Genomic DNA, 25,559 nt, shown 5'->3' with positions numbered 1-25,559 from the left:
CTGCGGAGTGGTAGTTCAGTTGGTTAGAATACCGGCCTGTCACGCCGGGGGTCGCGGGTTCGAGTCCCGTCCACTCCGCCACTTGTTATTTCCTCAATAACAAGTTTATAAAATCCTTGATTAAATAATTTAGTAAAACATTCTTTGGCTATCAGCTAAAAAATCGACTTTTTAATATTCCTCTTATTCCTAAATATTCATCTTCTTCTATCTCCATGAATAGTTAAACACTTAGCACTGAATACCGCTCCAGTCTTAAATTGCCCCATGGTGTCACACATGACGTAATTAGCTCTTATCGGCTATAACGGCTAGTTAAAGTATTTACTCGTGCCAGAAGCTATTTCAGCGATTTTAACCACCTTAATTTTTTCATGGGTGGTATGCAGTGTGAGCTACAGCACCACTCCAATCATTATACCAATCCGCAATAATACTTAATCATTTTGCGGGGCTAAACGTGTCGCTACCTGTGTTAAAAAATTCTCATTTAGAAAAACTAAATAGCGAATTTTTTGCCTAGCTATCAACACGTTTCTCCATCCTCAAAATAGATCACTTAATTAAGCGAATTGGTATTAGTTGTTTCTCATAACAGAATTCTTATAATGAATAGTCAGTTTAGAGGGATATTTTATGATTGAAGTCATAAGCTTAAATAAGCAATTTTCAGGCAATGTTGTTTTTAAGGATTACAACAAAGTTTTTTCAGATCAAAAGGGGTGTATTGAAGCGCCTAACGGCCAAGGAAAAACGACATTACTGATGATGCTAGCAGGACTTGAAAAGCCGCAAAGTGGTTCACTTTTATTTGCTGGTAGCCGATTGAACACTCCAACAAAAACCGTAGCAATTGCCAGTGACCGTATTGCGTTACCAGATTTTTTAACTGCAAATCAAATTATTGATTTATCTGTTAACACATTAGGTTGCGATTGGCCCCATTCGCTGGTTAACGGGTTTAACTTTAATGCATTTTTAAATACGCGATTCGAAGCACTGTCGTCGGGCAATCAAAAAAAATGCCAGCTAATTTTAGCATTAATGCGTAAATCACCTTATTTATTATTAGATGAGCCAAGTGCTGCGCTCGATCAAACCAGTATTCACACTCTTTTAAGCCAACTCGATGCTTATTTGGCTGACAAACCCAATGGGCAAATTATCATTACTTGCCATGAGCCCGCTGTGTTTATTGAGCATGGTTTTAAGTGTGTCTCGCTATGAGTATCATAAGCATAAAAAGCAAACTTAATCAGTATCTCGCGTTTATAGGTTACCGGTATTTAGCGTACACGTTTGAGCTTAAGCAATTGCTTCAACAGCTAAAAAACTTTGGTTTGTTATTTTTAGTGGTGTTGGGATCATCCGCTCTTGGTTTTGTATTATTGCTTTTTTTAGGCTTAGGGAAAATTATAGATAGTGCAGATACGCCTTTATATGGCGCGCAAATGGCACTATTTTACTTGTTATTGCAAAGCGTGATGATAAGCGCAATGAAACTGGCGATTAAAAATAGTAACCAACGGCTGTTTCAACTTACGATCGCTCACTCTAGCTGGCTTCACCTTGCCGATATTAAATTGTTATTTATCAGCAATGGCTGGCTTATCGCTAGTTTGTTGATAGCGCTTGATCTTACCTTTGAACAGTGGTTAAAGGTGCCGCATTTTATAGTATTTATGTTTATTCAGTTAGGATTAGGCATTGTGTGTTTATACAAACCTAGCGCACTAGTTTATGGTTTTATGTTAAGCGGCCTTTTTTTATTCACTCCCATCAACATACCGCCGCTTATTTATCATATTGGTTTTTCAATCATCTTTAGCATTAGCTTGCTTATACCTAGAGTTAATATAAATGGGCGTGTTAGTGTTCGGTCACTGTTTGGTTTTTGGTCTTGCTACTTTATAAATCACAGCTGGACACTGGTATGGCGTATGTCGTTACTTTTATGTGTGTTTATGGCCTCGACTACGTTAGCTGCTGAGCGTGCTGATCTCGTTAATATACTTGATGCTGTGGCGATGGCTTTTATTGTATTATTTTGCAGCTCATTACAATTTGATTGCGCTAAAATTTATACACAATATCGCTTGTTTTTTAATACATGCCAAAAAGCACGGACGTTTTATATTAGCCAGTTTATACCTAGTATGCTGTTGTTTTTAGCGACCTTTGTAACTTACAGCATTACGTTTGAGAGATTAAACATTATTTTGTTGAGTTTAGGTTTACCGTGGTGTTTGTTGCAGGTTAATTTTGCACAAAAAAAACCAGCGCATTATGCGCTGGTTTGGATTTTTTTTTACAGCTGGGGTGCTTGCTTTACTAAATTAGTTAAGCAGCATCAGCTTCTTTTTTAACGCTATTACGTGCGGCTTTGCCTGCAAGTAAGTCAGCAGGGTCGAAGTCATCAACGTTAATAACATCTAAACGAGATTGCTCAACAGCAGCTAGTTTATCAGCCTCTGCTTGGCTTAATATGCCTGCTTCAAGCCCCATTTGCGCTACTTTATCAAGCTGGAAGAATGGCAGTTTAAGACCTTTTTCTTTGCATACACGGTCAAATAATGGCTCAACAGCAAGTACGTCTTTAAGCGTTTGCTCTTGACGACCTACAAGGTTAAGCGGCTCATTTGTTAAGTATACATAGCTTGCTAAACGGTTACGCGTTTCACTAGGTACTTGTAGTAGTTGCGCAAGTTTATGCTCAAGTTGGTCAGTTGGTTTACGAACCGGGCGACCAAACGGGAATAACAATACTTTTAACACGGCACGTAGTGGAGCCGAAGGCATGTTATTAATTAAATCAGCAAGTGCACGTTGGCAATGGTAAAGGTGATCTTGGCAACTCCATTTTACTAGAGCAAAATCTTCTTTTTTACGGCCTTCATCGTTGTAACGCTTAAGCGTTGCAGACACTAAGTATAAGTAACTAAGTAAGTCACCTAAACGTGCTGAAATACGTTCTTTACGTTTTAGTGAACCACCAAATACTGCCATGCTAATGTCTGACATAAGAGCAAGTGATGCACTAAAGCGTGACGCTATACGGTAAAACTCAGCGGTTTCGTCGTTGTACGGCACACTTGTAAAACGAGCGCCGGTAAGAGCAAGCCACTTAGTACGTACAAGGTTCGACATAGTAAAACCAATGTGACCCATTAGCGCTTTATCAAATACGTTAAGCGCTTCTTCGCGGTCTTCAATTTCGCACGCACCTAGCTCGGTAAGTACAAATGGATGACAGCGAATAGCACCTTGACCATAAATAATCATATTACGGGTCAAGATGTTTGCACCTTCAACGGTAATGGCAATAGGTGCACCTTGATAGCCACGACCTAAATAGTTATTTGGCCCAAGCATGATGCCCTTACCGCCAAGTACATCCATTGCATGAATAGTTGCATCACGCATTTGCTCTGTCAGGTGGTATTTAATAATGGCAGAAACTACAGATGGCTTTTCGCCTAAATCAACCGCACCCGTAGACATGCTAACCGCAGCATCAGAGCTGTAAGCGTAACCAGCTAATTTAGCTAGTGACTCTTCAACACCTTCCATTTTACCTATAGGTAAACGGAACTGACGACGAATGCGGCTATAAGCACCTGTCGCAATAGCAATCATTTTAATGCCACCGGCAGAGTTTGACGGCAATGTAATTGCACGACCAACCGATAAACATTCAACCAACATGCGCCAGCCTTGACCAGCCATATCTGGACCACCAATAATATAATCAAGTGGTACGAAAATGTCTTTACCGCGAGTAGGACCATTTTGAAATGGTACGTTAAGCGGGAAATGTCGACGACCAATTTCAACTCCAGGAGTATCCGTTGGAATAAGTGCACAGGTGATGCCTGGCTCTTTATTGTCGCCAATTAGGCCGTCTGGATCTTGTAATTTAAACGCAAGTCCAAGTACGGTAGCCACTGGGGCAAGTGTAATGTAGCGCTTATTCCACGTTAAACTAACACCCACAACCTCTTCACCATTCCATTGCCCTTTACATACCACACCGTAGTCTGGAATTGAGCTTGCATCAGAACCCGCTTCTGGCGAAGTTAATGCAAAACATGGAATTTCTTGACCGCTCGCTAGGCGCGGTAAGTAATGATCTTTTTGCTCTTTTGTACCATAGTGTTGTAATAATTCACCTGGGCCTAAAGAGTTCGGTACACCAACAATTGACGAAAGTAATGTTGATTTACTTGTTAGTTTTTGAAGTACACATGATTGTGCAAATGCAGAAAACTCTAAACCGCCGTATTCTTTTTTGATGATCATGGCAAAGAATTTATTATCTTTTAGATATTGCCATACATCTTGAGGAAGGTCGGTTAGTTCGTGCGTTGCTTCCCAATCGTCCAACATGCTACATACTACTTCAACAGGGCCATCAACAAAGGCTTGCTCTTCAATAGTAAGTTTAGGAACTGGGTATTGGTGAAGTTTTTTCCAATCTGGGTTACCGCAAAATAAGTCAGCTTCCCACCACGTCGTACCGGCATCAATAGCTGATTTTTCAGTATCAGACATGCTTGGCGTTACTTTTTTAAACGTAGCAAAAATAGGCTTGATGATATATTGCTGACGAAGGCCAGTAACAGAAAGAGGAACCGCGATGATCAAAAAGATCAACCAGCTAATTAAACCAAAAGCACCTGCAAAGGTACCAATTAATAAAGTTATAGCCGAAACACCAAGTGCTGTGTTCCAACTTGCTCTGTGGTAAACCGCAGTGCAAAGCAACGCGATTAGAACCAGTGTAAATATGAGTGTCATTTTTATTCCTTAATAGAGGTCAGACCACCTCACTTAGAGTAGCGCTAGTAACAGTAATTTTCAAGTACATAACGATGTTAAATTGTAGTAGAAAGTAACTTAAATACGATATTTAATTACCCGACAGAGGAACGCACAATAACTATCGTATAGTCAAAGCATTAACCGTAAGTAGTGTTAACGTAAAAATAAATAAATCTAATAGCAAAATGACACTTTTTAAGTAAGTATAGCCGTTATAGCGGGCTGCAAATTAGTGTACGCTTAATACACAAATATAACGCTATTTATTTTAATGTATGGTTTTTAAGGGTTATTTTATTAATGTGTGAATTACTTGGCATGTCAGCCAATGTGCCTACCGATATTTGTTTTAGTTTTTCAGGCCTTTTAGAGCGTGGCGGAAACACGGGACCACATAAAGATGGTTGGGGTATTACATTTTACGAAGGTAAAGGCTGTAGAACCTTTAAAGATCCTGAGCCGAGTTATCAATCTGAAATTGCAAAGCTCGTCAAAGCATACCCCATTAAAAGTGTCTCGGTTATTAGCCATATTCGCCAAGGTAACCGCGGGAGAGTATGCCTTGAAAATACTCATCCTTTTACGCGAGAGTTATGGGGGCGCGAGCTTACTTACGCTCATAACGGGCAGCTATCTAATTATCATGATTTAAAACCGCAGTACTATCGCCCAGTAGGTAACACCGATAGCGAACTCGCTTTTTGTTGGTTACTTGATAAAATTCGTGAAAAATACCCAAAGCGTCCAAGTAATATGGCGTCGGTTTTTAGATACGCCGCTAAGCTTTCGCATACCCTTCGTGAAAAAGGGGTGTTTAATATGTTATTGACCGATGGGGTGTTTGTTTTAGCGTATTGCACTAATAACTTACATTACATAACGCGCCGTGCGCCATTTGGTAAAGCAACGTTGATTGACGCCGACATGGTGGTTGATTTTCAACAAGAGACCACACCAAACGATGTAGTAACAGTTATAGCTACAAGGCCTTTGACGAATGATGAGCGTTGGCAAAAAATGGAGCCTGGGGAATTTGCATTGTTTAAAATGGGTGAGCTAATTTAGCCCACCTATTTTAAATATTAGGACCTGTTTATCTTTCGAGGTTAAATTTGCAGCAGACTGTTTGGTATTTAGGCAAGGCAGAGCCTATGTAGTGTGGTTATTCCCCATAAATAGGCGATAACGTAGCATAAATGCCAAACATACGCTGTCCGAAGGGTTCTGCCTAGGGGCTATTTACTCTTTGTTGCTCGGTTTTTACTTAGCCCACTAGGTTACAAACCTCGCGCCGCGATTAAATAGCCCCTAGGTTGAACAAATTTTAATCCTGAAAGGTCAACAGGTCCTAGCTTAACTTTGGTTTAATTAAACTTAGTTAGCTCCTTGAGGTTTTTGTGCTGTAGCAGGCGCAACAGCTGTAGGCGCAGTAACAGTAAATGAATTCATTTGAACTTCAAACTGCTCCATACCTTTTTCGCCTTTCCACATACGTACCAGCATGTAATCCATTTCTGGCGCGAACCATGCAATTGCTTGGCGTTTATCGTTATCGTATAAACGCTTCACTTTAATGGCTTCTACATTACCGATAGGTAAGGAGATCATCTCTTTTTCAACAACTTCAAAGTTGTAGTCGCGGCGGTTACCTTTTTTATCTATAAGGGGGAATGAAAAGCTTGTTTCGCCTTTTTTCAATCCTTCGCGCACTTGCACTTGGTACGAAATAGCATCCTGAAATTCATCAGTCCATTCGCATTTAAGTGGGTATTCACTAGCGCTGCTAGTCACTACTTTGTTTGTTGTATCAAAATCAATTTTGTAATCTTTATCTGGGCCTGTCCCTGTACGAATCATGTTGTAATGATGCGGGGTAACCTTGCCATCTTTAAAAGTAAACTTTGATGTTTCTTCACGAGAGTCAGAGAAAATCATCCACTCAATATTGCTGTGGTATGTAAGTTCATAAGTATCGTCGCCCGTTTTTTTGAGCTCACGAACAGCCTCACCATGATTTTTACCTTTGCGTAAAATATCGTAATTAGCTTGATACTGGGTCAATTCGCCTGCAATTAGGCTAGTTGGAAGTAAAGCGCCCGCACATAACAACAGGGCACTTATTTTTTTATTGTGGGTAGTGCGCGCCGTGTGCAGGAAGTTGTTTTTTGTCAAGAACTGCATAATCTGCTTCCATAGTAAGTCTGTGTTCACTGAACCACTTGACCACCAAAGGATAAATTATATGCTCTTGCTCATGCACGCGTTTTGCTAATGTTTCTGCTGTATCATCCTTGAGTACAGGTATTTGCGCTTGAAGAATAACGGGACCGCCGTCTAATTCTTCAGTAACAAAGTGAACACTTACGCCATGAACATCGTCTTTTGCATCAATTGCTCTTTGGTGGGTATTCAGCCCCTGATACTTAGGCAACAAAGATGGATGAATGTTCAACATTTTTCCAACATATTTTTGCACTAAGCCAGGAGTAAGAATACGCATAAACCCAGCTAATACAACTAGATTTGGCATAAAAGAGTCGATAACGTTCATTAATTGCGCATCGTACGCTTCGCGCGAGTCAAAATCTTTATGACTGAGCACTTTTGTAGCAATACCTGCTTGTTTTGCACGCTCTAGGCCATAAGCGTCTGCTTTATTACTAATAACAGCCGCTATATGCCCGTTTATCTCGCCACGTTCGCAGGCATCTATGATGGCTTGTAAATTAGAGCCACTACCTGAGATTAAAACTACCAGACGAGTCGGTGCCATTACTTAGCACCACCTACAATTTCAACTTGCTCTTCGCCAGCTGCTGCATCTTGAATTTCACCAAGGTGCCATGCATTTTCGCCCAAGTCTTTTAGCATTGTTAAGCTTTGCTCAAGTTTGTCTGCAGGGACTACTAAAACCATACCTACACCACAGTTAAATGTACGGTACATTTCGTGCGTAGTAATATTACCGTTTTCTTGTAACCAGTTAAAAATAGGTGGCCACTGCCAGCTATCACCTTTAACTACAGCTTTTGCTGAAGCGGGTAATACGCGTGGAATGTTTTCCCAAAAACCGCCGCCAGTAATATGCGAAAGCGCATGTACGTCAACGTTTTTGAATAACTCAAGTAAAGGTTTTACGTAAATACGTGTAGGCTCAAGTAAGGTTTCGCCTAAAGTTTTACCTTCAAAGTCAGCGCTGGTATCAGCTTTTGACACTTCAAGTACTTTACGAATTAAAGAGAAGCCATTTGAATGAGGGCCACTTGAAGCAAGTGCAATAAGCTGATCGCCTGCTGCTACTTTTGTACCATCAATAATTTTTGATTTTTCTACAACGCCGGTACAAAAGCCTGCCATGTCGTAGTCTTCACCATCATACATACCTGGCATTTCAGCTGTTTCGCCACCAATTAGGGCACAACCTGAAATTTCACAACCTTTGCCAATACCTGTAACTACGTCAGCTGCTGTGTCTACATCTAGTTTACCAGTTGCATAGTAATCTAGAAAAAACAGGGGTTCAGCACCTTGAACAATTAAGTCGTTTACACACATTGCAACTAAATCAATACCAACAGTATCGTGTTTTTTTAAGTCGATTGCTAAACGTAGTTTAGTACCAACGCCATCTGTGCCTGCAACTAATACTGGTTGCTTGTAGCCTTCAGGAATTTCGCAAAGTGCGCCAAAACCACCAATTCCGCCCATTACTTCAGGACGACGAGTTTTTTTAACTACGCCTTTAATACGCTCAACAAGTGCATTACCAGCGTCGATATCTACGCCCGCGTCTTTATAGCTTAGAGACTGTTTTTGTTCGCTCACAGGTTTTCCTCAAAATAGTTGTTTTGGGTTGCTTAGAAACGCGCGTATTTTACAACAATTGCAAGGTCGCGGCTAGCTCAAATGTAATTTTGAAATAATTAACAAGGACACTTGTCCGCTGTCTGTTGTTTAAATAAACAAAAAAACGCCCATAGGCGCTTTTTTAGTATTAAAGGCGTTAAATTAACAGCTATGCTTTTGCGGTTAATATGGCTCGAAGTGGAGCGGGGTAGCCTTCAATTGTTTTACCTGTATCGTTTGGATCTAAAAAGTCGATTAACGATTCGTTTTCCATCCAATCGGTTTTGCGTTGCTCTTCAAGCGTGGTAATAGCGCAATCTTTTATTTGCACATCTTTAAAGCCAACGCGTTCCATCCACAGTTTTAATGCTGCAGTACTTGGAATAAACCAAACGTTGCGCATTTTAGCGTAGCGGTCGGTAGGGACTAATACTGTGTTTTCATCACCTTCAATTACTAGCGTTTCAAGTACAAGTTCGCCGCCTGGGCGAAGCTGCGCCTTTAACTGCGCTAAAAAGTCGATAGGTGAGCGACGATGATAAAGTACGCCCATCGAAAAAACCGTATCAAACGCTTTAAGCTCAGGTAATGCTTCAACGCCTAGTGGCAGTAAATGCACGTTTTCGTCTGGATTGTAGTGTTTAATTGCTTGAAACTGACATAAAAATAAATCAGACGGATCAATACCCACTACAAACTCTGCGCCTTCACCGCGCATACGCCATAAATGATAACCTGAACCACAACCAATATCTAAAACAGTGCGACCTTTTAATGGCTCAATATGAGGCAGGAGTCTGTCCCACTTCCAATCACTGCGCCACTCTGTGTCTATTTCAATACCGTGCACACTAAATGGGCCTTTGCGCCATGGCATCATGCGTTTTAATAAATGCATGGCTTGCTTTTGCTCGCCATCACTCATCTCCCCTGGGGCGCCAATTTCTACCTTAGTAGAAATATCAACGTGCGAAGTTGCCACCTCTGGTAAGTTTTTAAGTACTTTTTGCCATTTAGGTAAATCACCGTGGCTAGCCTCGTTTTGCCAATGTTTTAATTGTGCAGGCAAGGTTTCTAGCCAATGACTAAGTGGGCTTTGTGCGATAGATGCGTAAAATTGGTTAAACCATTGAGACATGGATGACTCTCTTTATTTAATTGCTACCATTGAGCAAAAATTAAAACATTGATACCACACTTGAGTTTGGCTAAAACCAATATCTTGTAAGCGAGTAAAGTGAGCGCTTAGTGTATCTGGGCGCATAACGTTTTCGATGGCGGTACGCTTTTGGCTTATTTCAAGCTCAGAGTAACCATTGTGTCGTTTAAAGTCGTGGTGCAAATCAATCAATAAATTGTCGCATTGCTCGTTTTCAGCTTTAATTTTTTCGCTTAACAGTAATACGCCGCCAGGTTTTAAATTAGCGTATATTTTTTCCAGCACAGCTTGGCGCTGCGCATGTGGAATAAACTGCAACGTAAAGTTCATTGCTACTACTGAGGCATTTTGAATCTCAAGCTCGTTAATATCGCCCAAAGTAACAGTAACAGGCACATCTGATTTAAAGCCTTGTAAATGTACCTTACAACGCTCAACCATAGCTTGAGAATTATCTACCGCTATTATATGGCAGTTATCGGTGCGAATATTTCGTCGCATGCTAAGTGTTACTGCGCCAAGTGAGCAGCCTAAATCATAAAGATTTGAGTTACTTTGTGCGTATTCACCGGCAAGTTTACCCATTGTACTGACAATCGTTGCGTAGCCAGGGACAGAGCGCTGGATCATATCTGGAAAAACTTCGACTACATTTTGGTCAAAGCTAAAATCTTTTACTTGTTGCTCAGAGGCATAAATACTGTCTTTTATGGTCACGAAGGCAGTCTCTTTGTAAATAATGGCGCTATTTTAACATTTTATACTGGATAGTCAGTGATAAATTCAGTAGCTTGACTAGAATTATGAATAATAAGTATAAAAGAGAAGATTAAATGAGCAAAAGTAAGGTCATCAGCACAGACGATATATTAGCAACCCTTTGTCATTCAGTGACAGGCGTACTCACATCAGCCAGCGGTAATGGTATTAGTTACTCAGCCATGGTGCAAAAAATAACACGTACATGTATGCGACCAGATATTGGCTGCTTTGTTTTATTTGACGGCGGTTTTACAGGGCTTGTAATTACCAACTTTACTTCGCAAGCGGCGATGGAAATTTATGGCGATTACATGCGTAACATGGGAATGCCAGAAGATGAAATAGCGCATAGCCATTTATCAGACGACGTATCAAACGTACTAGGCGAGTTGATGAATCAAATTGTTGGCGACTTTACGTCTAAAGTGCGCGAGCAATTACATACCTCGATTACGCAAAACCAGCCAAAAATGATGGCAATAAACAAGCAAGTGCAAATATCGGTAGATACCACGATGGATCGCCCGCAAGCTCGCCGCGTAACATTCACCACAAGTAAGCAAAATATCTTTTACTTGGAATTAGCGATGGATAAAACAGAGTTTATTAAATTACACGACTTTGATATTGCAGAAGCACTAGACCCAGATGACATAATTGAAAACGAAGCACGTAAAAAAGCGGATAAAGAAAAAGCATCTACAGCAGTAGAGCAAGACGATGCCGATGACGACTTTATGGCAGGCTTAGGGCTTTAAGTCTATTTACGTAGGTTGGGTTGAGTGAAACGAAACCCAACGTTTGCTCTGCTATTAATCTTTAGTTATGAGTGCTCAGGTTAGTGATTAAAATAAAAGCGCGATTTATATCGCGCTTTTTCGTCATGTTAGCTTTATTTGAATAAGTAAACCTACTCTTTAAACTTATAACCCACACTATAAACCGCTGCTATTGGGTTTAGTCCTGCTTGAATGTCGTTAATCTTTTTTCGTATATTTTTAATGTGTGTATCAATGTTGCGATCGGATATGTCGGTTGTGTCGCTGTATACGTTATTAATAATATCTTCGCGGGTAAAAACACGACCTACGTGGCTTATAAATAATAAAAATATTTTAAACTCGACGGCGGTAAAGCCAATACTTTTGCCGTTTAGGCGGGCTTCGTAATCGTCTTTGTGTAATTGGAAATTATTGTGATTGATGATGTTGGTTTTAGGCTGGCTGGTTCTTCTTAGTACGGCTTTTATGCGCGCTATAACTTCTTTAGGGCTGAAGGGTTTGCATATGTAGTCATCGGCGCCGAGCTCTAAACCCCGTAAGCGGTATATTTCTTCACTTTTTGCGGTAAGCATAATAATAGGCACACTTGAAAATGCTCTAATTTGCTTACATAGCTCTGTGCCATCAACATCTGGCAGCATTAAATCAAGAAGTATTAAATCTACAGCGTTTTGTTTTACAAAACTAACTACACCTTTGCCACTATTAAAGTGCTCAGTTTCGTAATCTTGTTGCTTAGCGTAGGCAATAAGTACCTCTGCAATGTTTTCTTCGTCTTCAACGATAAGTATTTTTTGTGATGCCATTATTTTAACCTAAAAGTGTCAGCGTTATTTTTACTTCTAGCCCACCAAGTGGTGAGTTGTACAACGATATTTGACCGCCATGTGCCTCTACTATTTGTTTGCAAAGCGCAAGCCCTAAGCCCGAGCCGCCGTGCTCTCGGCTTCGAGATTTTTCAACGCGATAAAAACGCTCAAACAATTTTTGTAAGTCGTTTGGTAAAACACTTGGTGCTGAGTCTTGTAAAATAAGCTCAATATTATTGGGTGTTTTGTTGGCAAGTATTATTACTTGCCCACCTTTATGCGTGTATCTGCAGGTATTTTCTAACAGGTTTGAAAATAATTGCACAAGGCGTTCTTTATCGCCATTTATTATACATTTGCCGGCCTTGGTTAAGCTTTTGCTGTCTACATTTAATTCACGCTCTTTAAAGCGAGCGGTGTAGTTTTCAATTGATTGCTCAAAAATGTTTATTAAATCAATGCGTGCATTGCTATAGGTTAAATTAACGCTATCTGTTTGTGCTAGTTGAGCTAGGTCGTCAACAATGTGACTTAAATTATCTACTTGGTTTATGAGTAAATTAATGCGCTTTGTATCGGCTGTAAATACGCCATCTTGTACGGCTAGTAAATGCGAGCGTAGTACGGTAAGTGGGGTTCTTAATTCGTGGGATGTGTCTGACACCCATTGAAATCGCATTTGTTGGTTTTGCTCAAGCGTGTGGGCTAAGGCGTTAAAATTGTTGGATAGGGTACCTAGCTCATCTTTACTAGAGGAGGATATTCTGCTGGCAAAATTTCCGTTTGTTAACTCATCGGTGCCAGTTACTATTTGCTTTATTGGTTTTATTAAATGGCGAGATAACACAATAGCCATAATAAATGCGAGCGCAATAACGAGTAATGTGATCATAAAATAGTTATGAAATTGCGCTGCTAAAAATGCTTTTGCTGGGCTACTTTGCACAAGTTTTGAAGGTACTAAACCTATCCAGCCTATAACGTTATTGTTTAATAAAATAGGCTCTATATGTGGGTTATCATTTAAATTAGTTCTACCAACAACAACTTTTTTATTTTGATCATATAAACTTATACGTTGCCCTGTTTTAAGGGAACCCGCAGGTAAGTGTACCCACAATAAAGAGGGCGTTGCTTTACTGCTATTTGGTTTGGGTGGGGTGCTTGTGTGTTTATTAGTTTTAGGTTCGCCTGGCTTTTTTTGCGGCTCCACAATAGAGCGCCATAATTGCGTGTTTTGCGTAATGGGTTGCCAACTGCCTAATTCGCTATAAAGCTCAATAAGTTGCTGCTTAACCATTGCGACATGCTTTGTTTCTTCTTGTTCAACAAAGTCGTTAAACCCTGACGAAAAGGTCATGTATATAAACACAAACATAAGTCCAACAAGGGCGATATTAGTGATAAAAAAAGCTAAAAAGAATTTATGTATTAATTTCACTGATTGGCAAATAGTAAAAATCATGTGTTAACGTACCAAGCAGTATTGCATATTGATTATGTGCCTACAATTAGCGTATTTAGGGAGTTGCTTACTAAAATCCTTTTTAAGTAAGCTTTTTAGGTATGTTGATATTTGGACTAGAACTTTATTTTTGCGGTATCGCCAGCACCCAGTAACTTATATTGTGGTTTTACAAAGCTTGCGTGTACTGCACCTAAACTTTTAGGGAACGATATAGCAAGATCATCTACTGTTGTAAATGTGTGCTTCGCTTGAAAAACAATTTCTAGGTCGTTCGCTTCGTTGTTGTTGCTGGTGGTAAAAGCGACGCGTTCAAACACGATAACTTGCTGATTTACACGTAAGCTCGTTTTTTGTTTAAGTGCATTTTTTACAAACTCTTCTTGTTGCTCTGCACTTAAGTTTGTAGGCATAAGCTTATCAATATCGCCCATAAGCCATGCTTGCTCGCTTTGCAGCGCTGAAATTAAATGCTCAGCATTAGTTAATACTTTAACCTCAACTTGCCCGTCTCTTAAAATTACTTGGGCTGTTGTGTATTTTAACAAGTATGGGCGCTCACTTGAGCGCTCATACTTGTTAAAATACACGCTAGCATTAGCCATTTTAATTTTTTAAAAAAATACATAATTACTACCTTTTATTGAGGCGGTTGACCTTTTTTTTTATTGAGGTTACTCAATAGTTGCTTTACAAATAAGGGTGTTGTCGGTTTCTAAGTCTTCGCCCCATATGAATTTTGCATTTTCATCCCAGTTAATGTCGTCGTAACCGTCTTTTGGTCCTACATCGGCAAAGTTGTGCTCTACTGCATTAGCCCAGTTTGCGTTATCAAAGTTACTTTGCAGCCAGTTAGTTGGCGCTTCTTTTGACATAAATGTACAAACACCTTCGCCTGCGACAGGGTTTGATTCGCTTTCGCATAATTTGTTAAGCGGCGCTTTGTGAAGTATTTCGCATTTAAAGCTTTGATCGCTTACGGCAACTACTTTATTTGTATCGGTGTCGGTAAGTTGCATAATGAAACCGCCATCACCCATTTGCTGATTTTTAGCACCGATGTATTCAAGCCCAGTGTCGTTTTGCTTAAAGTCTTTAATTATTAAATTAAGCTCAATAGGGTAGTTTGCAGAAAACGTAATGCTTTGTGCATTAAATGAGCGCTCTGTGGTTATAGGCACCGAATCTTCAACAAGTAACTGCTCGCCTATGTAGGCTGTAAACCAGTTATCAGCCCATGCTTCTAGCTTTAAGTTATGCTTGCCTGTAATGGCAGGATTTGTATTTTGCTTAGTGACTGTTGGAGTAAGGTGATTTGGCTGCGGGCCTCTACAAAATGTACCTGTTTGAACCTTGCCACCATTACTGATGGTTTTTTGTTTAAAGCTATAGCAGTCTTTTCCCTGTGATGCAGGGCTGTAGGTAGTAAAGTAGTTTTCACCTTTGTATGAATAGCTCATTGTACGGCTGCCATTTTCAGAGATTGCGTGCGTTAAGTTTTCAACGCCTCCTTGTGGCGGGCGCAGATCGGCTCTTATACCTTGAGTATCGCCACTAAGTGGTGACACTCTTGGTAATTTTGCGGTATCTACTTCACCTACTAAGCACTGAATAATATACGGCGGTGTAGCTGATGTTTGGTAGCGATAACCAAATGTGTCGTCGGTTTGTCCGTTACATACATCAAGGTCACCTTTGGCAATTGCACTGCCGTCTGGGTTTTTACTGCCATACAGCGGGTAACCATCGTAAGCCCAACCAATAATGGCATCGCTTGATTGGTTTTTCATTGTGTCAATCATACACGTTGGCGATACATGATAATGGTAGTCATCACCTCGTCCTGCGTGTCCGCCACATATATCTAACTGTCCGAGTGCTAAAGTGTCGTGTTTTTCATCGTAGCTATTTACGTCCAGTTCACCTTGCGAAGAATAGTCGTATATTGGTACGCCATTAACGGCAACACCTACGGCTGCATCAATTGTTGTAATTGTTTTTGCTTTTTTAGGGTTTAGTTTTATAGGTGCGGCGTAGTCTTTAGCTGGAACGGGTATTTGCTCGTTAGTACCTGTAATACCAGTCATTACGTCATGATCAGGATAAGTAGATGAGGCAATATAAGCATATTGTTCATCGCACGTAACAGATACGCTTTGATCAAACCCTGCATTACTTACTGATTGTGTAATAGCATCACAACGAGGTGATTTTACGTTAGCGGTTAAATATGATTTATCAGGCTTTGGTTGCTCGTTTGGCTTTGGTTTTGAATCCGGTTTGTGCCCGGCGCTACTGGCGCTTCGCGAGTATTTGACCGTCATACTTGCAGTATCGAGAGTAATATCTTTTACAGCGGCGAGTAATGCTGAGCGATCTACTTTTGTATCGCTATTAAAGGTAACCGGTGCAGATAATGCGTACACAGTATAAGTATAGCTTTTTTCACCCGGGCCTTTAGAGCAAGGTGGCGCGTATTGGTTTAAATCGTTTACGCTATTAGAGCCTACTTCACCGAGAGTTTCGCCTGCTTTAATTTGTGTTTTATCGGCGGCAATATTGTACATGGTCCAATACCAATGCATTCCCTCTGGCGCTTTATGATCCATAATTAACGCATAATATTTGGTTGTGTTAGGTGCACCGCTCCAGTTAAGTGGAGGGCTAATGCTTTGCCCATCGCACGTATAAGTAATAGGCAAGTTACCGCCATCGCTTACCTTTGAGCTTGTTAGAGTAAAATCATTGAGGCTTGATTGTTCAAGTGATTGGCTGTTTTGCTCGTTGCAGGCACTTAAGGTTACACAGCACAGTGCACTGAGTAAAAAGGCATAGGTATTTTTCATCATTTAAAACTCCAAAGATTAAGAGTACATAGAAAGAATTAGCTATTAAGAGTGTAGTTCTCAAATGTAGGGCAATTATGTAGTTTTAAACTTTTTTGTTTTTATTAAGGGCAGGCGTTAAGTTGTGAGTTGCTTACGGGGATAAAAGACTGGGTATGAACGCTTGGTTATGGAAGGAAATATTAACTTAAGCATGGGCGTTATTTTCACTCAGTTAAACAACGGTAAAACCTTTATTTTAAATAAGGATTTTCACCCATCGCCACTACCACACAAAAAATTCTTAGATCTAACTCTAGCTGGTGGTAACTCGGTTCCATATGACAGCAAAGTTGATAAAAGCCTTTGTTATGGTCTTTTTCTTTAAAGTGGGCGAGCTCATGTACCACTAACGCTTTTAATAACGGCTCGGGAGCGCGGAGCAAGTCGCTGTTTATCGCTAAATCGTGCTTACGGGTTTTACCTTGCATTCGATACGTATGTGTACCGAGTGCATTGGTGACCATATCGCCTTGCTTTTTAAAAGCAGCGCGCCCAAATGGTGGCGCATTTTTTAAATATTGTTTTTTAAGCTCGGTTGCATAGCTATAAAGTAGTTTATCGCTGGTAATAGTGTGTGCTTGCGGATACTTTTTAAGTAAGTAGTCACATACCTTTTTGTTATTTATAAGGCTTAATACTTGCTCAACAATGTTAGCTGGGTAACCGGTAAAGTAACGTGCGTATTCACTCATTATTATTTCTCTGTCGTTTTACTTTTAAAAAAGTGCTTGCTGGTGGGCTTCTTTTTCGCCAGTGAATGGGTTTAATGCTTTGTGATTATAACCAAGGTCTTTACAAAACTGCCTTGCTAATAATGGCGCTTCTCGGTTATCTGCCGTATGAAAAAACACATAGGGCGTTTTTCCTTCATCAAGCCATTGTTTTACTTTACTCAGCCACGGTTTATAAAAGGGTTTATAGTCGTTTTGTAAATCGGCGATAACAAAGCGCGCCATGGGTTGCGTGCTTGTAGCAATGGCATGCACGGGTAAATGCGGCTTTTTTTGCTGTGCATCTATTAGCGCTTCGGTGGTTGGTTTTACCGCAAATAGGGCGCGAGTATCCATCGATATGCGATTTATGTTATTTGCCATTAATAACTGATTAAGCGCTATTTCGGCTTTGCCCTTTTGAAAAAACGCAGTATGACGTACCTCTACACCGTAATTAACCTCTTTTGGTAATAGGCTAATAAATTGTGCGAGTTTGGGTAAGTCACCAGGACCAAATGCTTTAGGTAATTGCAGCATGATTTGCCCGGTTTTTTCTAAAATAGGGGAGAACAAGTTAAGCCAATCAGTAAGCTCGGTTTGAACATTAGTTAGGTGCAGCTCGTGGCTAAAGCGACGATTAAACTTAAAAGTAAATTTAAAATCGTCAGGTACGCTGTTTACCCAACGCAATACGGTGCTTGGCGAAGGATCAGCGTAAAAGCTGGTATTGCCTTCAACAGAATTAAAATGTTGTGCGTATTGGCTAAGCATATCGGCGTTTTTACATTGGCTTGAAAATAAATTGCCTTTCCATGCGTTGCTCGACCACTGAGGGCATCCAATATATAACATACAAACTAGCGCCTTATTATAAAGTGGCGATAGTGTACCAAATAACAAAACGAGCTGCTGTAAATTCAAGGGCAAAAGCGGCACACGCCCTAGCATCTTAATGTTAGTTGAGTATAATGCAGGGCTTAATTTGATTATTTTTAGATTGCTAGCGGCTTTATTTGTATTGTGGTGACCTGTTTTTTAAATCACACGCCTTAAAACAAATAAGTTTAGCCGTTTAAGCCTTTTATCTGACAGGAAAACTATGCGCTCTATATATTGCGGACAGCTAAATAAAACTCACGTAGATCAAGAAGTTGAACTATGTGGCTGGATCAACAAACGACGTGACCTTGGTGGACTTATCTTTGTCGATTTACGCGATAGAGAAGGTTTAGTACAAGTTGTATTCGACTCTGACATTGAAGAGTTAATGAGTTCGGCTAACACACTTCGTCAAGAATTTTGTGTTCAGTTAAAAGGTATTGTTCGCGCACGCCCAGACAGCCAAGTAAATAAAGACATGGCAACAGGGGAGATCGAAATTTTAGGTAAAGAGCTTAATATTATTAACCGCTCAGAGCCATTACCGCTTGATTTTAACCAAGTAAACTCTGAAGAGCGTCGTTTAAAATACCGCTACCTAGACCTACGTCGTCTAGAAATGAGTGACCGTATTAAATTACGTGCTAAAGCAAGCAGCTTTGTTCGTCGCTTTTTAGATGAAAACGGCTTTTTAGACATCGAAACACCTGTACTTACTAAAGCAACGCCAGAAGGTGCGCGCGATTATTTAGTACCAAGCCGCGTTCACAAAGGTAGTTTTTACGCTTTACCACAGTCACCACAGTTGTTTAAGCAATTGTTGATGATGTCGGGTTTTGACCGTTACTACCAAATTGTTAAATGTTTCCGTGATGAAGATTTACGCGCCGATCGCCAACCAGAATTTACCCAAATAGATATAGAAACCTCGTTCATGAGCTCTGATCAAGTACGTGGTATGACTGAAAAAATGATCCGCGAGATGTGGCAAACATTGCTAAACGTTGATTTAGGCGATTTTCCAATCATGCCTTACAGCGAGGCAATGAGCCTTTACGGTTCTGATAAGCCAGATTTACGTAACCCAATGAAATTGGTTGATGTTGCAGATTTAGTTAAAGACGTAGAGTTTAATGTTTTCTCAGGTCCGGCTAACGACGAAAAAGGTCGCGTTGCTGTGTTAACTGTACCGGGTGGCGCTAAGCTTTCTCGTAAACAGCTTGACGATTACACTAAGTTTATTGGTATTTACGGCGCTAAAGGCATGGCGTGGATGAAAGTAAACGACCACACTGCAGGCGCTGAGGGTGTTCAATCACCAGTAGCTAAGTTTTTAAGCGAAGACGTAATCACTAAATTACTTGAGCGTACTAATGCACAGTCTGGCGATATCATTTTATTTGGTGCCGATAAGCGCAACACAGTAAATGAAGCAATGGGCGCACTGCGCGTTAAGATTGGTGTTGATTTAGAAATTACTAACCTTAATAGCTGGGCACCACTTTGGGTTGTAGACTTCCCAATGTTTGAAGAAGATGACGAAGGCACATTACATGCTGTACATCATCCATTCACTGCACCAAAAGACATTAACGCCTGTGAGCTTGAAGCAAACCCAGCAGCTGCTATTTCAGATGCCTACGACATGGTATTAAACGGCTACGAAGTGGGTGGCGGTTCGGTACGTATTCATAATGCAGATATGCAAGAAACTGCATTTAGAATTTTAGGTATTAACGAGCAAGAGCAACAAGACAAGTTTGGCTTTTTACTTGATGCACTTAAATACGGCACACCACCACATGCAGGTTTAGCATTTGGTCTTGACCGTTTAGCAATGCTTTTATGTGGTACCGATAACATTCGTGACGTTATTGCTTTCCCTAAAACAACACAAGCGTCGTGTTTATTAACCAACGCGCCAAGCAAACCTAACCTTGATTCGTTAGCTGAACTTGCAATAAGTGTTGTAGAAAAAGCGATACCTAACGAAGAGTAATCTTGTTTCGCTTTTTTGAGCTAAATTTAAAAACCCTTAAGTTATATGCTTAAGGGTTTTTTTATGGTTAAATTTATAGCAGAGTGTGTTTTAAACGAACAGATGAAAAGGAATTATTATGTCGATCAATGCAACCTTATTTGGTGAGTTTTTAGTTTTTATTATTGTGCTGTGTATTCCTATTTTTGCTGTAATTAGCTACAAAATAGGTAAGCGTAAAAGTACTATGCCAGGTGTTTTAGCTTTTGTAGGTGGCTGTTTAGCGCTATTTCCACTATTTGCTTTGATTTTTATTGCAGTGCTTGCGCTTAAAAAAGATTTACCTAAAAGTAATGGCTACACGGGTTAAATTTAATAGGTGAGTTGTGTTGTTAAGTAATAATAACCAGTATTTTGATGAGCAATTTAATGCTTTGCAGTACGCAGAGCAGCTAACTGAAAACTCTGAGTTTGAAGAGTGTATATTTATCGATTGCGACTTTTCAGGCGGGCAGTTTAAAAATTGCCGATTTATAGAATGTAGTTTTAAAAACTGTAATTTATCGTCACTAAAATGGAACTACAGTTCGCTTGAAAATGTAAGTTTTAGCCACTGTAAATTAAATAGTTTGCAATGGGCTGATGTAGATTGGCCAGCGCTTAGTATTAACGCACCGGTGAGTTTTAATTATTGTGAGCTCAGTAATAGTTCTTTTTTTGAATTAACTCTCAAAGCCCTCAAACTAACACACTGCTTTGCCAAAAATGTTGATTTTAGACACGCTGATTTAAGCGGTAGTGAATTTACAGGAACAGATTTTCGCGATAGTGAGTTTTTTCAAACTAACTTAACAAAATGTGATTTTGTAGGTGCTACAGCGTTTAATATAGATTTGAATAATAATATTTTAGCGAATGCTAAGTTTGATCGCTTCGAAGCACTTAATTTGCTTACCAGCCTTAATATAGAACTATGTGATTAATTTAGTTTAATATGATTACATATCTAGAAGCGACAGCTTGGCTGGGCTTCTAGATACTGCGTGACTGTGTAATTAACGGCTTGGGCCATTTTTATTACGTGCACTGGCAAGCTGTCTTGCGATTTCTAATAACGCAGGTGAAATATCTTCAGCGCCATCTTTAATTAGTTTTGTAACGTCACCTGATGAAAACAAACCGTCACGTGGTGATTTAATACCTAACTCACGAACAAAATCCTTCGTTTTACCTGTGCTGCCTGTTTCAATAAACTTAAAAATAATACGTTCATTGTTGTTTTTAGCAGGTGCTTTTAAGGTTTCGATTTCGTCATGTATCTCGGTTAGTTTGTCTTCTAAAATTTCTATACGTTCTTGAATGCTATTGTATGATTTCATTTATTGGATCTTTTACTAAATATATTTAAACAATGGCGGCTATTATCGCATAGTTTGACAATAGAGAACGCAAAGCTATAAAGTAAAAGTTATTTTTAATTAAAAACAATAATTTATATAAGTTTAAATATGCAAAAAACACTTAAAAAGCTTTTTATATTAAGCGCACTAGCTCTAAGTACATCAGTTATAAGCACATCAGTAATAGGCGCAACAAGCTATGCAAACGATGGCGTTATAACCGATGAAAGCCGCAATCGCACTATTCCTATCAATATTACATTGCCAAGTAACAATGCTAAGTGTACAGCTCAAGTAAAATGCTCTGTAGCGTTTATTAATGCGGGCTACGGGATTAGCCATAACGAATACACGTTTGTTAGTAATGCGTTTAGTCAGCGTGGATATTTAACAGTAGCCGTTGCACATAAATTAAAAACTGACCCTGACCTTAATCGTGAGCAACCTTACTTAACCACTCGCATGGAAAACTGGCACCGTGGCGTAGTGACGCTTAAGTTTTTAGTTAATGAGCTATCGAGTAAATACCCAGCGTATGATTTTACAAAGCTCACCTTATTTGGGCATTCTAATGGCGGGGATATTTCCGCATTATATGGCTCTATTTATCCAAACGAAGTTAGCACTATTATTACGCTCGATCATCGCCGCATGTTGATCCCGCGCAATAAAAGCATTCGCGTACTTACTCTACGGGGTAGTGATTACCCAGCTGATGCGAATGTGTTGTTAAACGATTCAGAGCTGGATGCGTTTCCTGTTACACAAACACTAATAGAAAAATCGCGCCATAACGATATGTACGATGGTGGACCAAAATGGCTGGTGGATAGAATGAGTAAAGAAGTAGGGGCGTTTTTAGATACTAATAAGCTTTAGGAACGAGTAACAATGGAATTATATGAGCAAGTAGGCCGTAAATTTGTAACTGGCATTTATACTTGTGATCTCAAAGGTTCAATTTGGACAGAAGCTTTTAAATTTATATTAAGATCATATGACGAGTTACATATTAAAAAAGATAAAGTTCATCTTATTTGGACTGAGAACGGAGGGCAATTAAGGCGTAAGCTTTCAAATGATAAACTCTTACTCAGTGTCTTAAAGTTGACTCTTCCAAAATACACCGGGAAAGCATTGGTACTATATCGTGGTGAGTGCCAATTTTTATATGATCAAAATAAGATTGGTTTCTGTTGGACTCCTTTGCAAAGTGTTGCAGAGATGTTTGGTAGTGGTCTAAACGCAATTGAATCAGGAGGTGTTCTCTTAAAAGCTTATGCCCCAGAGTCCGCAATTCTCTCATCACCGAATAAGCACAGTACTGAGCAGATGGAAGAATTTGAGTATACGTGTGATCCTACAGCTTTGGTTAATATTGAAGCTATACAATTTTTTAATAAATTTTAATCAATCTTATATTTAAAAGCATAGCGCAGTGTTAGCTGCGCTATATTAATTTTATGGTAGTTACTCTACCAGTTCACTTACAATAACCGGGTTGTTATGCAGTGTTTTATGTACAGGGCATTTGTCGGCTATTTCGAGTAAACGCTGGCGCTGTGGCTCAGTTAAGTCGCCACGTAAGGTGATTTTACGGGTAATTGCTTCAAGGTTACCTGTTTGCTCACAATCGTCGCAATCTTTGTTGTAATCGCGAGTGTGATCAAGCTCTACTTTTACATGCTCCAGTGGTAAGTTTTTACGTGTAGCGTACATACGCAGTGTCATGGCCGTACAGGCACCAAGCCCCGCTAATAAGTGATGATAGGGATCAGGACCTAAGTTTTTACCACCTACTTTTATTGGCTCATCTGCAAGCCAAGTATGATCTTTTGTACTTACGTGCTGAGTAAATACATGGTCTTTTTCTTCAACGAGTACATTGCCACCCGTTAAACTTGCCGTGTATTTAGTTTTGTCGTACTTAACATAACGGTTTGCCCACGTTGCAATTATTTGTGCTGCGTAGTCGGCATCGTTTTTATTTGTTAAAAGGTGATCGGCGTTATCTAGGCTAATAAAGCTTTTAGGATGCTTGGCTGATGCATAAATTTTTTCAGCTTCACTAATATTTACCGTCGCATCAATAGGGGAGTGCATTACTAATAATGCGCGCTTAAGTTTACTTATGTGGCTTTTATCGTACTTGGCTATATCGTCAATAAATTGCTTTTTAATGGTAAATTCACGGCCGGCTAAGTTTACTTTAGCTTCACCTGCTGCGTTAATTTCATCAAGGTGTGCTTTAAAATTATGCGCTACGTGCTGCGCATCTGACGGTGCACCAATGGTTGTAATAGCCGATACTTCAGGAATATGCTCCGCAGCAGCAAGAACGGCAGCCCCGCCTAAACTGTGGCCAATGAGTAGTTGCGGCGCCGCAAAATGCTCACGTAAATGATTTGCCGCAGATACTAAATCTTGAATGTTTGATGAAAAGTTACTGTTAGCAAAGTCGCCATCGCTATTACCTAAACCGGTAAAGTCGAAACGTAGTACGGCAATGCCTTGTTGTGTTAAAGCTCGGCTAATACGAGTGGCTGCTGCAATGTCTTTACCGCAGGTAAAGCAGTGTGCAAATAGCGCGTAAAACTTAACGTCACCAGAGGGAAGTTCAAGTTGGCCGGCAAGTTCTAAATCGCCGCTTTTAAAAGATACTTTTTGTCGCATGGGGAGCCTTATTTACACAAATAAAATATATTAGGGCGTGTTGACCGTTGTGGATTGAAATTTGTTCAATCTAGGGGCGATTTAATCGCGGCGCGAGGTTTGTAACCTAGTGGACTAAGTAAAAACCGAGCAACAAAGAGTTAATCGTCCCTAGAAAGAACCCAAAGGGTAGCGCATGTTTGGCATTTATGCTGCGTTATCGCCTATTTATGGGGAACAACCACACATCACAGGCTCTGCCTTGCTTAAATACCAAACAGTCTGCTACAAATTCACCCACCAAAGGTCAGCACGCCCTAGTAGACCATATATAAGCACTAAACCTTGCAAATTCAACGTTTTTTTATAAGTTGATCTTGATCAAGCCAAGTGGCGGTGACTATGCTTTGCGGACATATGTCCTTATGTTTTTGAGGTCATTTGTCTATCCTCGCATAGCGCTATAATGAAGGCTTTGCTACTTTATATAAGTAATTTAGCACTATTAAAAGCAACTCACTTCACACAACCTATTCACTGGAACGTACAATGCAATTACCTACTGTTGATTATAAAGCTCCCGATGCGGCTGCACAATTTGTTGAATCGTTAAGAAATACTGGATTTGGCGTTTTAAAAAACCACCCAATCCCACAGTCTTTAGTTGAGTCTATTTACAAAAATTGGCAAGACTTTTTTAACTCAGAGCAAAAGCACGACTTTTTATTCTCTAAAGACACTCAAGACGGTTACTTTCCGCCTTCAGTATCTGAAGTAGCGAAAGGCTTTACAATAAAAGACATTAAAGAGTACTTCCATGTGTACCCTAAAGGTCGCGTTCCTGCAGAGCTTGAAGCTGATGTACGTGAATACTACCGTTTAGCAAGTGAATTTGCTGGCACATTGTTAAGCTGGGTTCAGGCTGAATCTCCGGCTGATGTACGTGCTAAGTTTTCGATTGATTTAAAAGACATGATTGCAGGCTCTGAGCAAACATTGTTACGTATCCTACATTATCCGCCTATGACGGGTGATGAAGAGCCAGGTGCTATTCGCGCAGCAGCCCATGGCGATATTAACTTATTGACTGTATTACCAGCTTCTAATGAGCCTGGTTTACAAGTTCAAAAAACAGATGGCGGCTGGTTAGACGTGCCATGTGATTTTGGCAGCTTAATTATTAATATCGGCGACATGTTACAAGAAGCGTCGGGCGGGTATTTCCCATCGACAATTCACCGTGTAATTAACCCAACGGGTAAAGCATCTACTAAATCGCGTATTTCACTACCGTTATTTTTACACCCGCATCCAGATGTTGTGCTTTCAGAGCGCTACACGGCAGATAGCTACTTGCAAGAACGCCTGCGTGAGTTAGGTGTTAAGTAACTCTTATACTTAGAGT

24 protein-coding genes and 1 tRNA gene are annotated in these 25,559 nt (G+C 40.0%); 11 read left to right on the top strand and 14 right to left on the bottom strand.

The window, feature by feature from the left end:
* Positions 1-4 precede the first annotated feature (4 nt).
* The 3 genes from AAEY68_RS17465 (at position 5) to AAEY68_RS17455 (ending at position 2,366) form a co-directional block, all read left to right on the top strand.
* Positions 5-81 (top strand) — tRNA-Asp (locus tag AAEY68_RS17465).
* A 555-nt stretch (positions 82-636) separates the two neighbouring features.
* Complete coding sequence (locus AAEY68_RS17460; protein WP_101163173.1) at positions 637-1,227, top strand: ABC transporter ATP-binding protein; 591 nt, start codon at positions 637-639, stop codon at positions 1,225-1,227.
* Positions 1,224-2,366: a DUF6136 family protein gene (locus AAEY68_RS17455; protein ID WP_350586568.1), complete on the top strand. Its 1,143-nt coding sequence runs from the start codon at positions 1,224-1,226 to the stop codon at positions 2,364-2,366. Before AAEY68_RS17460 ends, AAEY68_RS17455 begins: the two co-directional genes overlap by 4 nt.
* Here the strand turns inward: AAEY68_RS17455 and fadE are convergent.
* A complete protein-coding gene (gene fadE, locus AAEY68_RS17450; protein ID WP_007586946.1) occupies positions 2,341-4,797 on the bottom strand; it encodes an acyl-CoA dehydrogenase FadE in 2,457 nt (818 codons plus the stop codon). The genes AAEY68_RS17455 and fadE overlap by 26 nt on opposite strands.
* 324 nt (positions 4,798-5,121) lie before the next feature.
* Here fadE and AAEY68_RS17445 point away from each other — a divergent pair, with 324 nt between their 5' ends.
* Positions 5,122-5,886, top strand: a complete 765-nt coding sequence (locus AAEY68_RS17445; RefSeq protein ID WP_024591316.1) for a class II glutamine amidotransferase — start codon at positions 5,122-5,124, stop codon at positions 5,884-5,886.
* Positions 5,887-6,195: 309 nt separating this feature from the next.
* Here AAEY68_RS17445 and AAEY68_RS17440 read toward each other — a convergent pair whose 3' ends face one another.
* From AAEY68_RS17440 to cmoA, 5 genes are all read right to left on the bottom strand, one after another.
* Complete coding sequence (locus AAEY68_RS17440; protein WP_350586571.1) at positions 6,196-6,930, bottom strand: DUF3108 domain-containing protein; 735 nt, start codon at positions 6,928-6,930, stop codon at positions 6,196-6,198.
* A 16-nt stretch (positions 6,931-6,946) separates the two neighbouring features.
* Positions 6,947-7,594, bottom strand: coding sequence for a phosphoribosylglycinamide formyltransferase (gene purN, locus AAEY68_RS17435; RefSeq protein WP_002959994.1), 648 nt, complete (start codon positions 7,592-7,594; stop codon positions 6,947-6,949).
* Positions 7,594-8,646, bottom strand: coding sequence for a phosphoribosylformylglycinamidine cyclo-ligase (gene purM / locus AAEY68_RS17430; protein ID WP_002959993.1), 1,053 nt, complete (start codon positions 8,644-8,646; stop codon positions 7,594-7,596). Before purM ends, purN begins: the two co-directional genes overlap by 1 nt.
* A gap of 190 nt (positions 8,647-8,836) precedes the next feature.
* Positions 8,837-9,805 (bottom strand): tRNA 5-methoxyuridine(34)/uridine 5-oxyacetic acid(34) synthase CmoB, encoded by a 969-nt coding sequence (cmoB, locus tag AAEY68_RS17425; RefSeq protein WP_350586566.1) that lies wholly within the window; start codon positions 9,803-9,805, stop codon positions 8,837-8,839.
* A gap of 12 nt (positions 9,806-9,817) precedes the next feature.
* Entirely contained in the window at positions 9,818-10,543 is a 726-nt protein-coding gene (gene cmoA / locus AAEY68_RS17420) for a carboxy-S-adenosyl-L-methionine synthase CmoA (RefSeq protein ID WP_007378000.1), read from the bottom strand.
* A 116-nt stretch (positions 10,544-10,659) separates the two neighbouring features.
* Here cmoA and AAEY68_RS17415 point away from each other — a divergent pair, with 116 nt between their 5' ends.
* Positions 10,660-11,346, top strand: coding sequence for a DUF3334 family protein (locus AAEY68_RS17415; protein ID WP_007586957.1), 687 nt, complete (start codon positions 10,660-10,662; stop codon positions 11,344-11,346).
* Between the two features lie 152 nt (positions 11,347-11,498).
* On the opposite strand, the gene AAEY68_RS17410 is transcribed toward AAEY68_RS17415, so the two are convergent.
* The 6 genes from AAEY68_RS17410 to AAEY68_RS17385 form a co-directional block, all read right to left on the bottom strand.
* On the bottom strand, positions 11,499-12,176 hold the full coding sequence (locus AAEY68_RS17410) for a response regulator (RefSeq protein WP_350586565.1): 678 nt from the start codon (positions 12,174-12,176) through the stop codon (positions 11,499-11,501).
* Positions 12,177-12,180: 4 nt separating this feature from the next.
* On the bottom strand, positions 12,181-13,644 hold the full coding sequence (locus tag AAEY68_RS17405; protein ID WP_502935712.1) for an ATP-binding protein: 1,464 nt from the start codon (positions 13,642-13,644) through the stop codon (positions 12,181-12,183).
* 116 nt (positions 13,645-13,760) lie between these two features.
* Positions 13,761-14,249 (bottom strand): hypothetical protein, encoded by a 489-nt coding sequence (locus AAEY68_RS17400; RefSeq protein WP_350586561.1) that lies wholly within the window; start codon positions 14,247-14,249, stop codon positions 13,761-13,763.
* Between the two features lie 69 nt (positions 14,250-14,318).
* Positions 14,319-16,493, bottom strand: coding sequence for a YbhB/YbcL family Raf kinase inhibitor-like protein (locus AAEY68_RS17395; protein ID WP_350586559.1), 2,175 nt, complete (start codon positions 16,491-16,493; stop codon positions 14,319-14,321).
* A gap of 230 nt (positions 16,494-16,723) precedes the next feature.
* Complete coding sequence (locus AAEY68_RS17390; RefSeq protein ID WP_007586965.1) at positions 16,724-17,224, bottom strand: M48 metallopeptidase family protein; 501 nt, start codon at positions 17,222-17,224, stop codon at positions 16,724-16,726.
* Between the two features lie 24 nt (positions 17,225-17,248).
* Positions 17,249-18,097, bottom strand: a complete 849-nt coding sequence (locus tag AAEY68_RS17385) for a DUF72 domain-containing protein (RefSeq protein ID WP_350586557.1) — start codon at positions 18,095-18,097, stop codon at positions 17,249-17,251.
* Positions 18,098-18,344: 247 nt separating this feature from the next.
* On the opposite strand from AAEY68_RS17385, the gene aspS reads away from it, so the two are divergent.
* The 3 genes from aspS (at position 18,345) to AAEY68_RS17370 (ending at position 21,085) form a co-directional block, all read left to right on the top strand.
* On the top strand, positions 18,345-20,123 hold the full coding sequence (aspS, locus tag AAEY68_RS17380; protein ID WP_350586555.1) for an aspartate--tRNA ligase: 1,779 nt from the start codon (positions 18,345-18,347) through the stop codon (positions 20,121-20,123).
* Between the two features lie 118 nt (positions 20,124-20,241).
* Positions 20,242-20,472 (top strand): hypothetical protein, encoded by a 231-nt coding sequence (locus AAEY68_RS17375; protein WP_007586979.1) that lies wholly within the window; start codon positions 20,242-20,244, stop codon positions 20,470-20,472.
* 16 nt (positions 20,473-20,488) lie between these two features.
* A complete protein-coding gene (locus tag AAEY68_RS17370; protein ID WP_101163162.1) occupies positions 20,489-21,085 on the top strand; it encodes a pentapeptide repeat-containing protein in 597 nt (198 codons plus the stop codon).
* 72 nt (positions 21,086-21,157) lie between these two features.
* On the opposite strand, the gene AAEY68_RS17365 is transcribed toward AAEY68_RS17370, so the two are convergent.
* Complete coding sequence (locus AAEY68_RS17365; RefSeq protein ID WP_007586981.1) at positions 21,158-21,481, bottom strand: hypothetical protein; 324 nt, start codon at positions 21,479-21,481, stop codon at positions 21,158-21,160.
* 129 nt (positions 21,482-21,610) lie between these two features.
* Between AAEY68_RS17365 and AAEY68_RS17360 the strand changes: the two genes are divergently transcribed.
* Together AAEY68_RS17360 and AAEY68_RS17355 are read left to right on the top strand one after the other, a co-directional pair.
* Complete coding sequence (locus AAEY68_RS17360; protein WP_350586553.1) at positions 21,611-22,381, top strand: alpha/beta hydrolase; 771 nt, start codon at positions 21,611-21,613, stop codon at positions 22,379-22,381.
* 12 nt (positions 22,382-22,393) lie between these two features.
* Complete coding sequence (locus AAEY68_RS17355; RefSeq protein ID WP_197184202.1) at positions 22,394-22,912, top strand: hypothetical protein; 519 nt, start codon at positions 22,394-22,396, stop codon at positions 22,910-22,912.
* 60 nt (positions 22,913-22,972) lie between these two features.
* Here AAEY68_RS17355 and AAEY68_RS17350 read toward each other — a convergent pair whose 3' ends face one another.
* The gene (locus tag AAEY68_RS17350) at positions 22,973-24,175 is read right to left on the bottom strand and encodes a bifunctional alpha/beta hydrolase/OsmC family protein (protein WP_350586551.1); all 1,203 of its coding nucleotides are present in this window, start codon (positions 24,173-24,175) and stop codon (positions 22,973-22,975) included.
* Positions 24,176-24,703: 528 nt separating this feature from the next.
* Here AAEY68_RS17350 and AAEY68_RS17345 point away from each other — a divergent pair.
* Positions 24,704-25,543, top strand: coding sequence for an isopenicillin N synthase family dioxygenase (locus AAEY68_RS17345; RefSeq protein WP_007586986.1), 840 nt, complete (start codon positions 24,704-24,706; stop codon positions 25,541-25,543).
* Positions 25,544-25,559 lie beyond the last annotated feature (16 nt).

This window comes from Pseudoalteromonas sp. RB2-MNA-CIBAN-0110, from assembly GCF_040309305.1.
In the GTDB taxonomy this organism is placed as follows: Bacteria; Pseudomonadota; Gammaproteobacteria; order Enterobacterales; family Alteromonadaceae; genus Pseudoalteromonas; species Pseudoalteromonas arctica.
The sequence above is the reverse complement of the archived record's forward strand: the minus strand, read 5'-3'. Positions and strand labels throughout refer to the sequence as shown.

Excerpts from the sequence above, each read along its gene's own strand:
- cmoB (WP_350586566.1), bottom strand. The coding sequence starts at position 9,805 with ATGTCTCAATGGTTTAACCAATTTTACGCATCTATCGCACAAAGCCCA.
- AAEY68_RS17345 (WP_007586986.1), top strand. The coding sequence starts at position 24,704 with ATGCAATTACCTACTGTTGATTATAAAGCTCCCGATGCGGCTGCACAA.
- AAEY68_RS17455 (WP_350586568.1), top strand. The coding sequence starts at position 1,224 with ATGAGTATCATAAGCATAAAAAGCAAACTTAATCAGTATCTCGCGTTT.
- AAEY68_RS17460 (WP_101163173.1), top strand. The coding sequence starts at position 637 with ATGATTGAAGTCATAAGCTTAAATAAGCAATTTTCAGGCAATGTTGTT.
- AAEY68_RS17360 (WP_350586553.1), top strand. The coding sequence starts at position 21,611 with ATGCAAAAAACACTTAAAAAGCTTTTTATATTAAGCGCACTAGCTCTA.
- AAEY68_RS17445 (WP_024591316.1), top strand. The coding sequence starts at position 5,122 with ATGTGTGAATTACTTGGCATGTCAGCCAATGTGCCTACCGATATTTGT.
- aspS (WP_350586555.1), top strand. The coding sequence starts at position 18,345 with ATGCGCTCTATATATTGCGGACAGCTAAATAAAACTCACGTAGATCAA.
- AAEY68_RS17395 (WP_350586559.1), bottom strand. The coding sequence starts at position 16,493 with ATGATGAAAAATACCTATGCCTTTTTACTCAGTGCACTGTGCTGTGTA.
- AAEY68_RS17350 (WP_350586551.1), bottom strand. The coding sequence starts at position 24,175 with ATGCGACAAAAAGTATCTTTTAAAAGCGGCGATTTAGAACTTGCCGGC.
- AAEY68_RS17365 (WP_007586981.1), bottom strand. The coding sequence starts at position 21,481 with ATGAAATCATACAATAGCATTCAAGAACGTATAGAAATTTTAGAAGAC.
- AAEY68_RS17375 (WP_007586979.1), top strand. The coding sequence starts at position 20,242 with ATGTCGATCAATGCAACCTTATTTGGTGAGTTTTTAGTTTTTATTATT.
- AAEY68_RS17400 (WP_350586561.1), bottom strand. The coding sequence starts at position 14,249 with ATGGCTAATGCTAGCGTGTATTTTAACAAGTATGAGCGCTCAAGTGAG.
- AAEY68_RS17405 (WP_502935712.1), bottom strand. The coding sequence starts at position 13,644 with ATGATTTTTACTATTTGCCAATCAGTGAAATTAATACATAAATTCTTT.
- purN (WP_002959994.1), bottom strand. The coding sequence starts at position 7,594 with ATGGCACCGACTCGTCTGGTAGTTTTAATCTCAGGTAGTGGCTCTAAT.
- AAEY68_RS17390 (WP_007586965.1), bottom strand. The coding sequence starts at position 17,224 with ATGAGTGAATACGCACGTTACTTTACCGGTTACCCAGCTAACATTGTT.
- AAEY68_RS17355 (WP_197184202.1), top strand. The coding sequence starts at position 22,394 with ATGGAATTATATGAGCAAGTAGGCCGTAAATTTGTAACTGGCATTTAT.
- fadE (WP_007586946.1), bottom strand. The coding sequence starts at position 4,797 with ATGACACTCATATTTACACTGGTTCTAATCGCGTTGCTTTGCACTGCG.
- AAEY68_RS17385 (WP_350586557.1), bottom strand. The coding sequence starts at position 18,097 with ATGTTATATATTGGATGCCCTCAGTGGTCGAGCAACGCATGGAAAGGC.
- AAEY68_RS17410 (WP_350586565.1), bottom strand. The coding sequence starts at position 12,176 with ATGGCATCACAAAAAATACTTATCGTTGAAGACGAAGAAAACATTGCA.
- AAEY68_RS17415 (WP_007586957.1), top strand. The coding sequence starts at position 10,660 with ATGAGCAAAAGTAAGGTCATCAGCACAGACGATATATTAGCAACCCTT.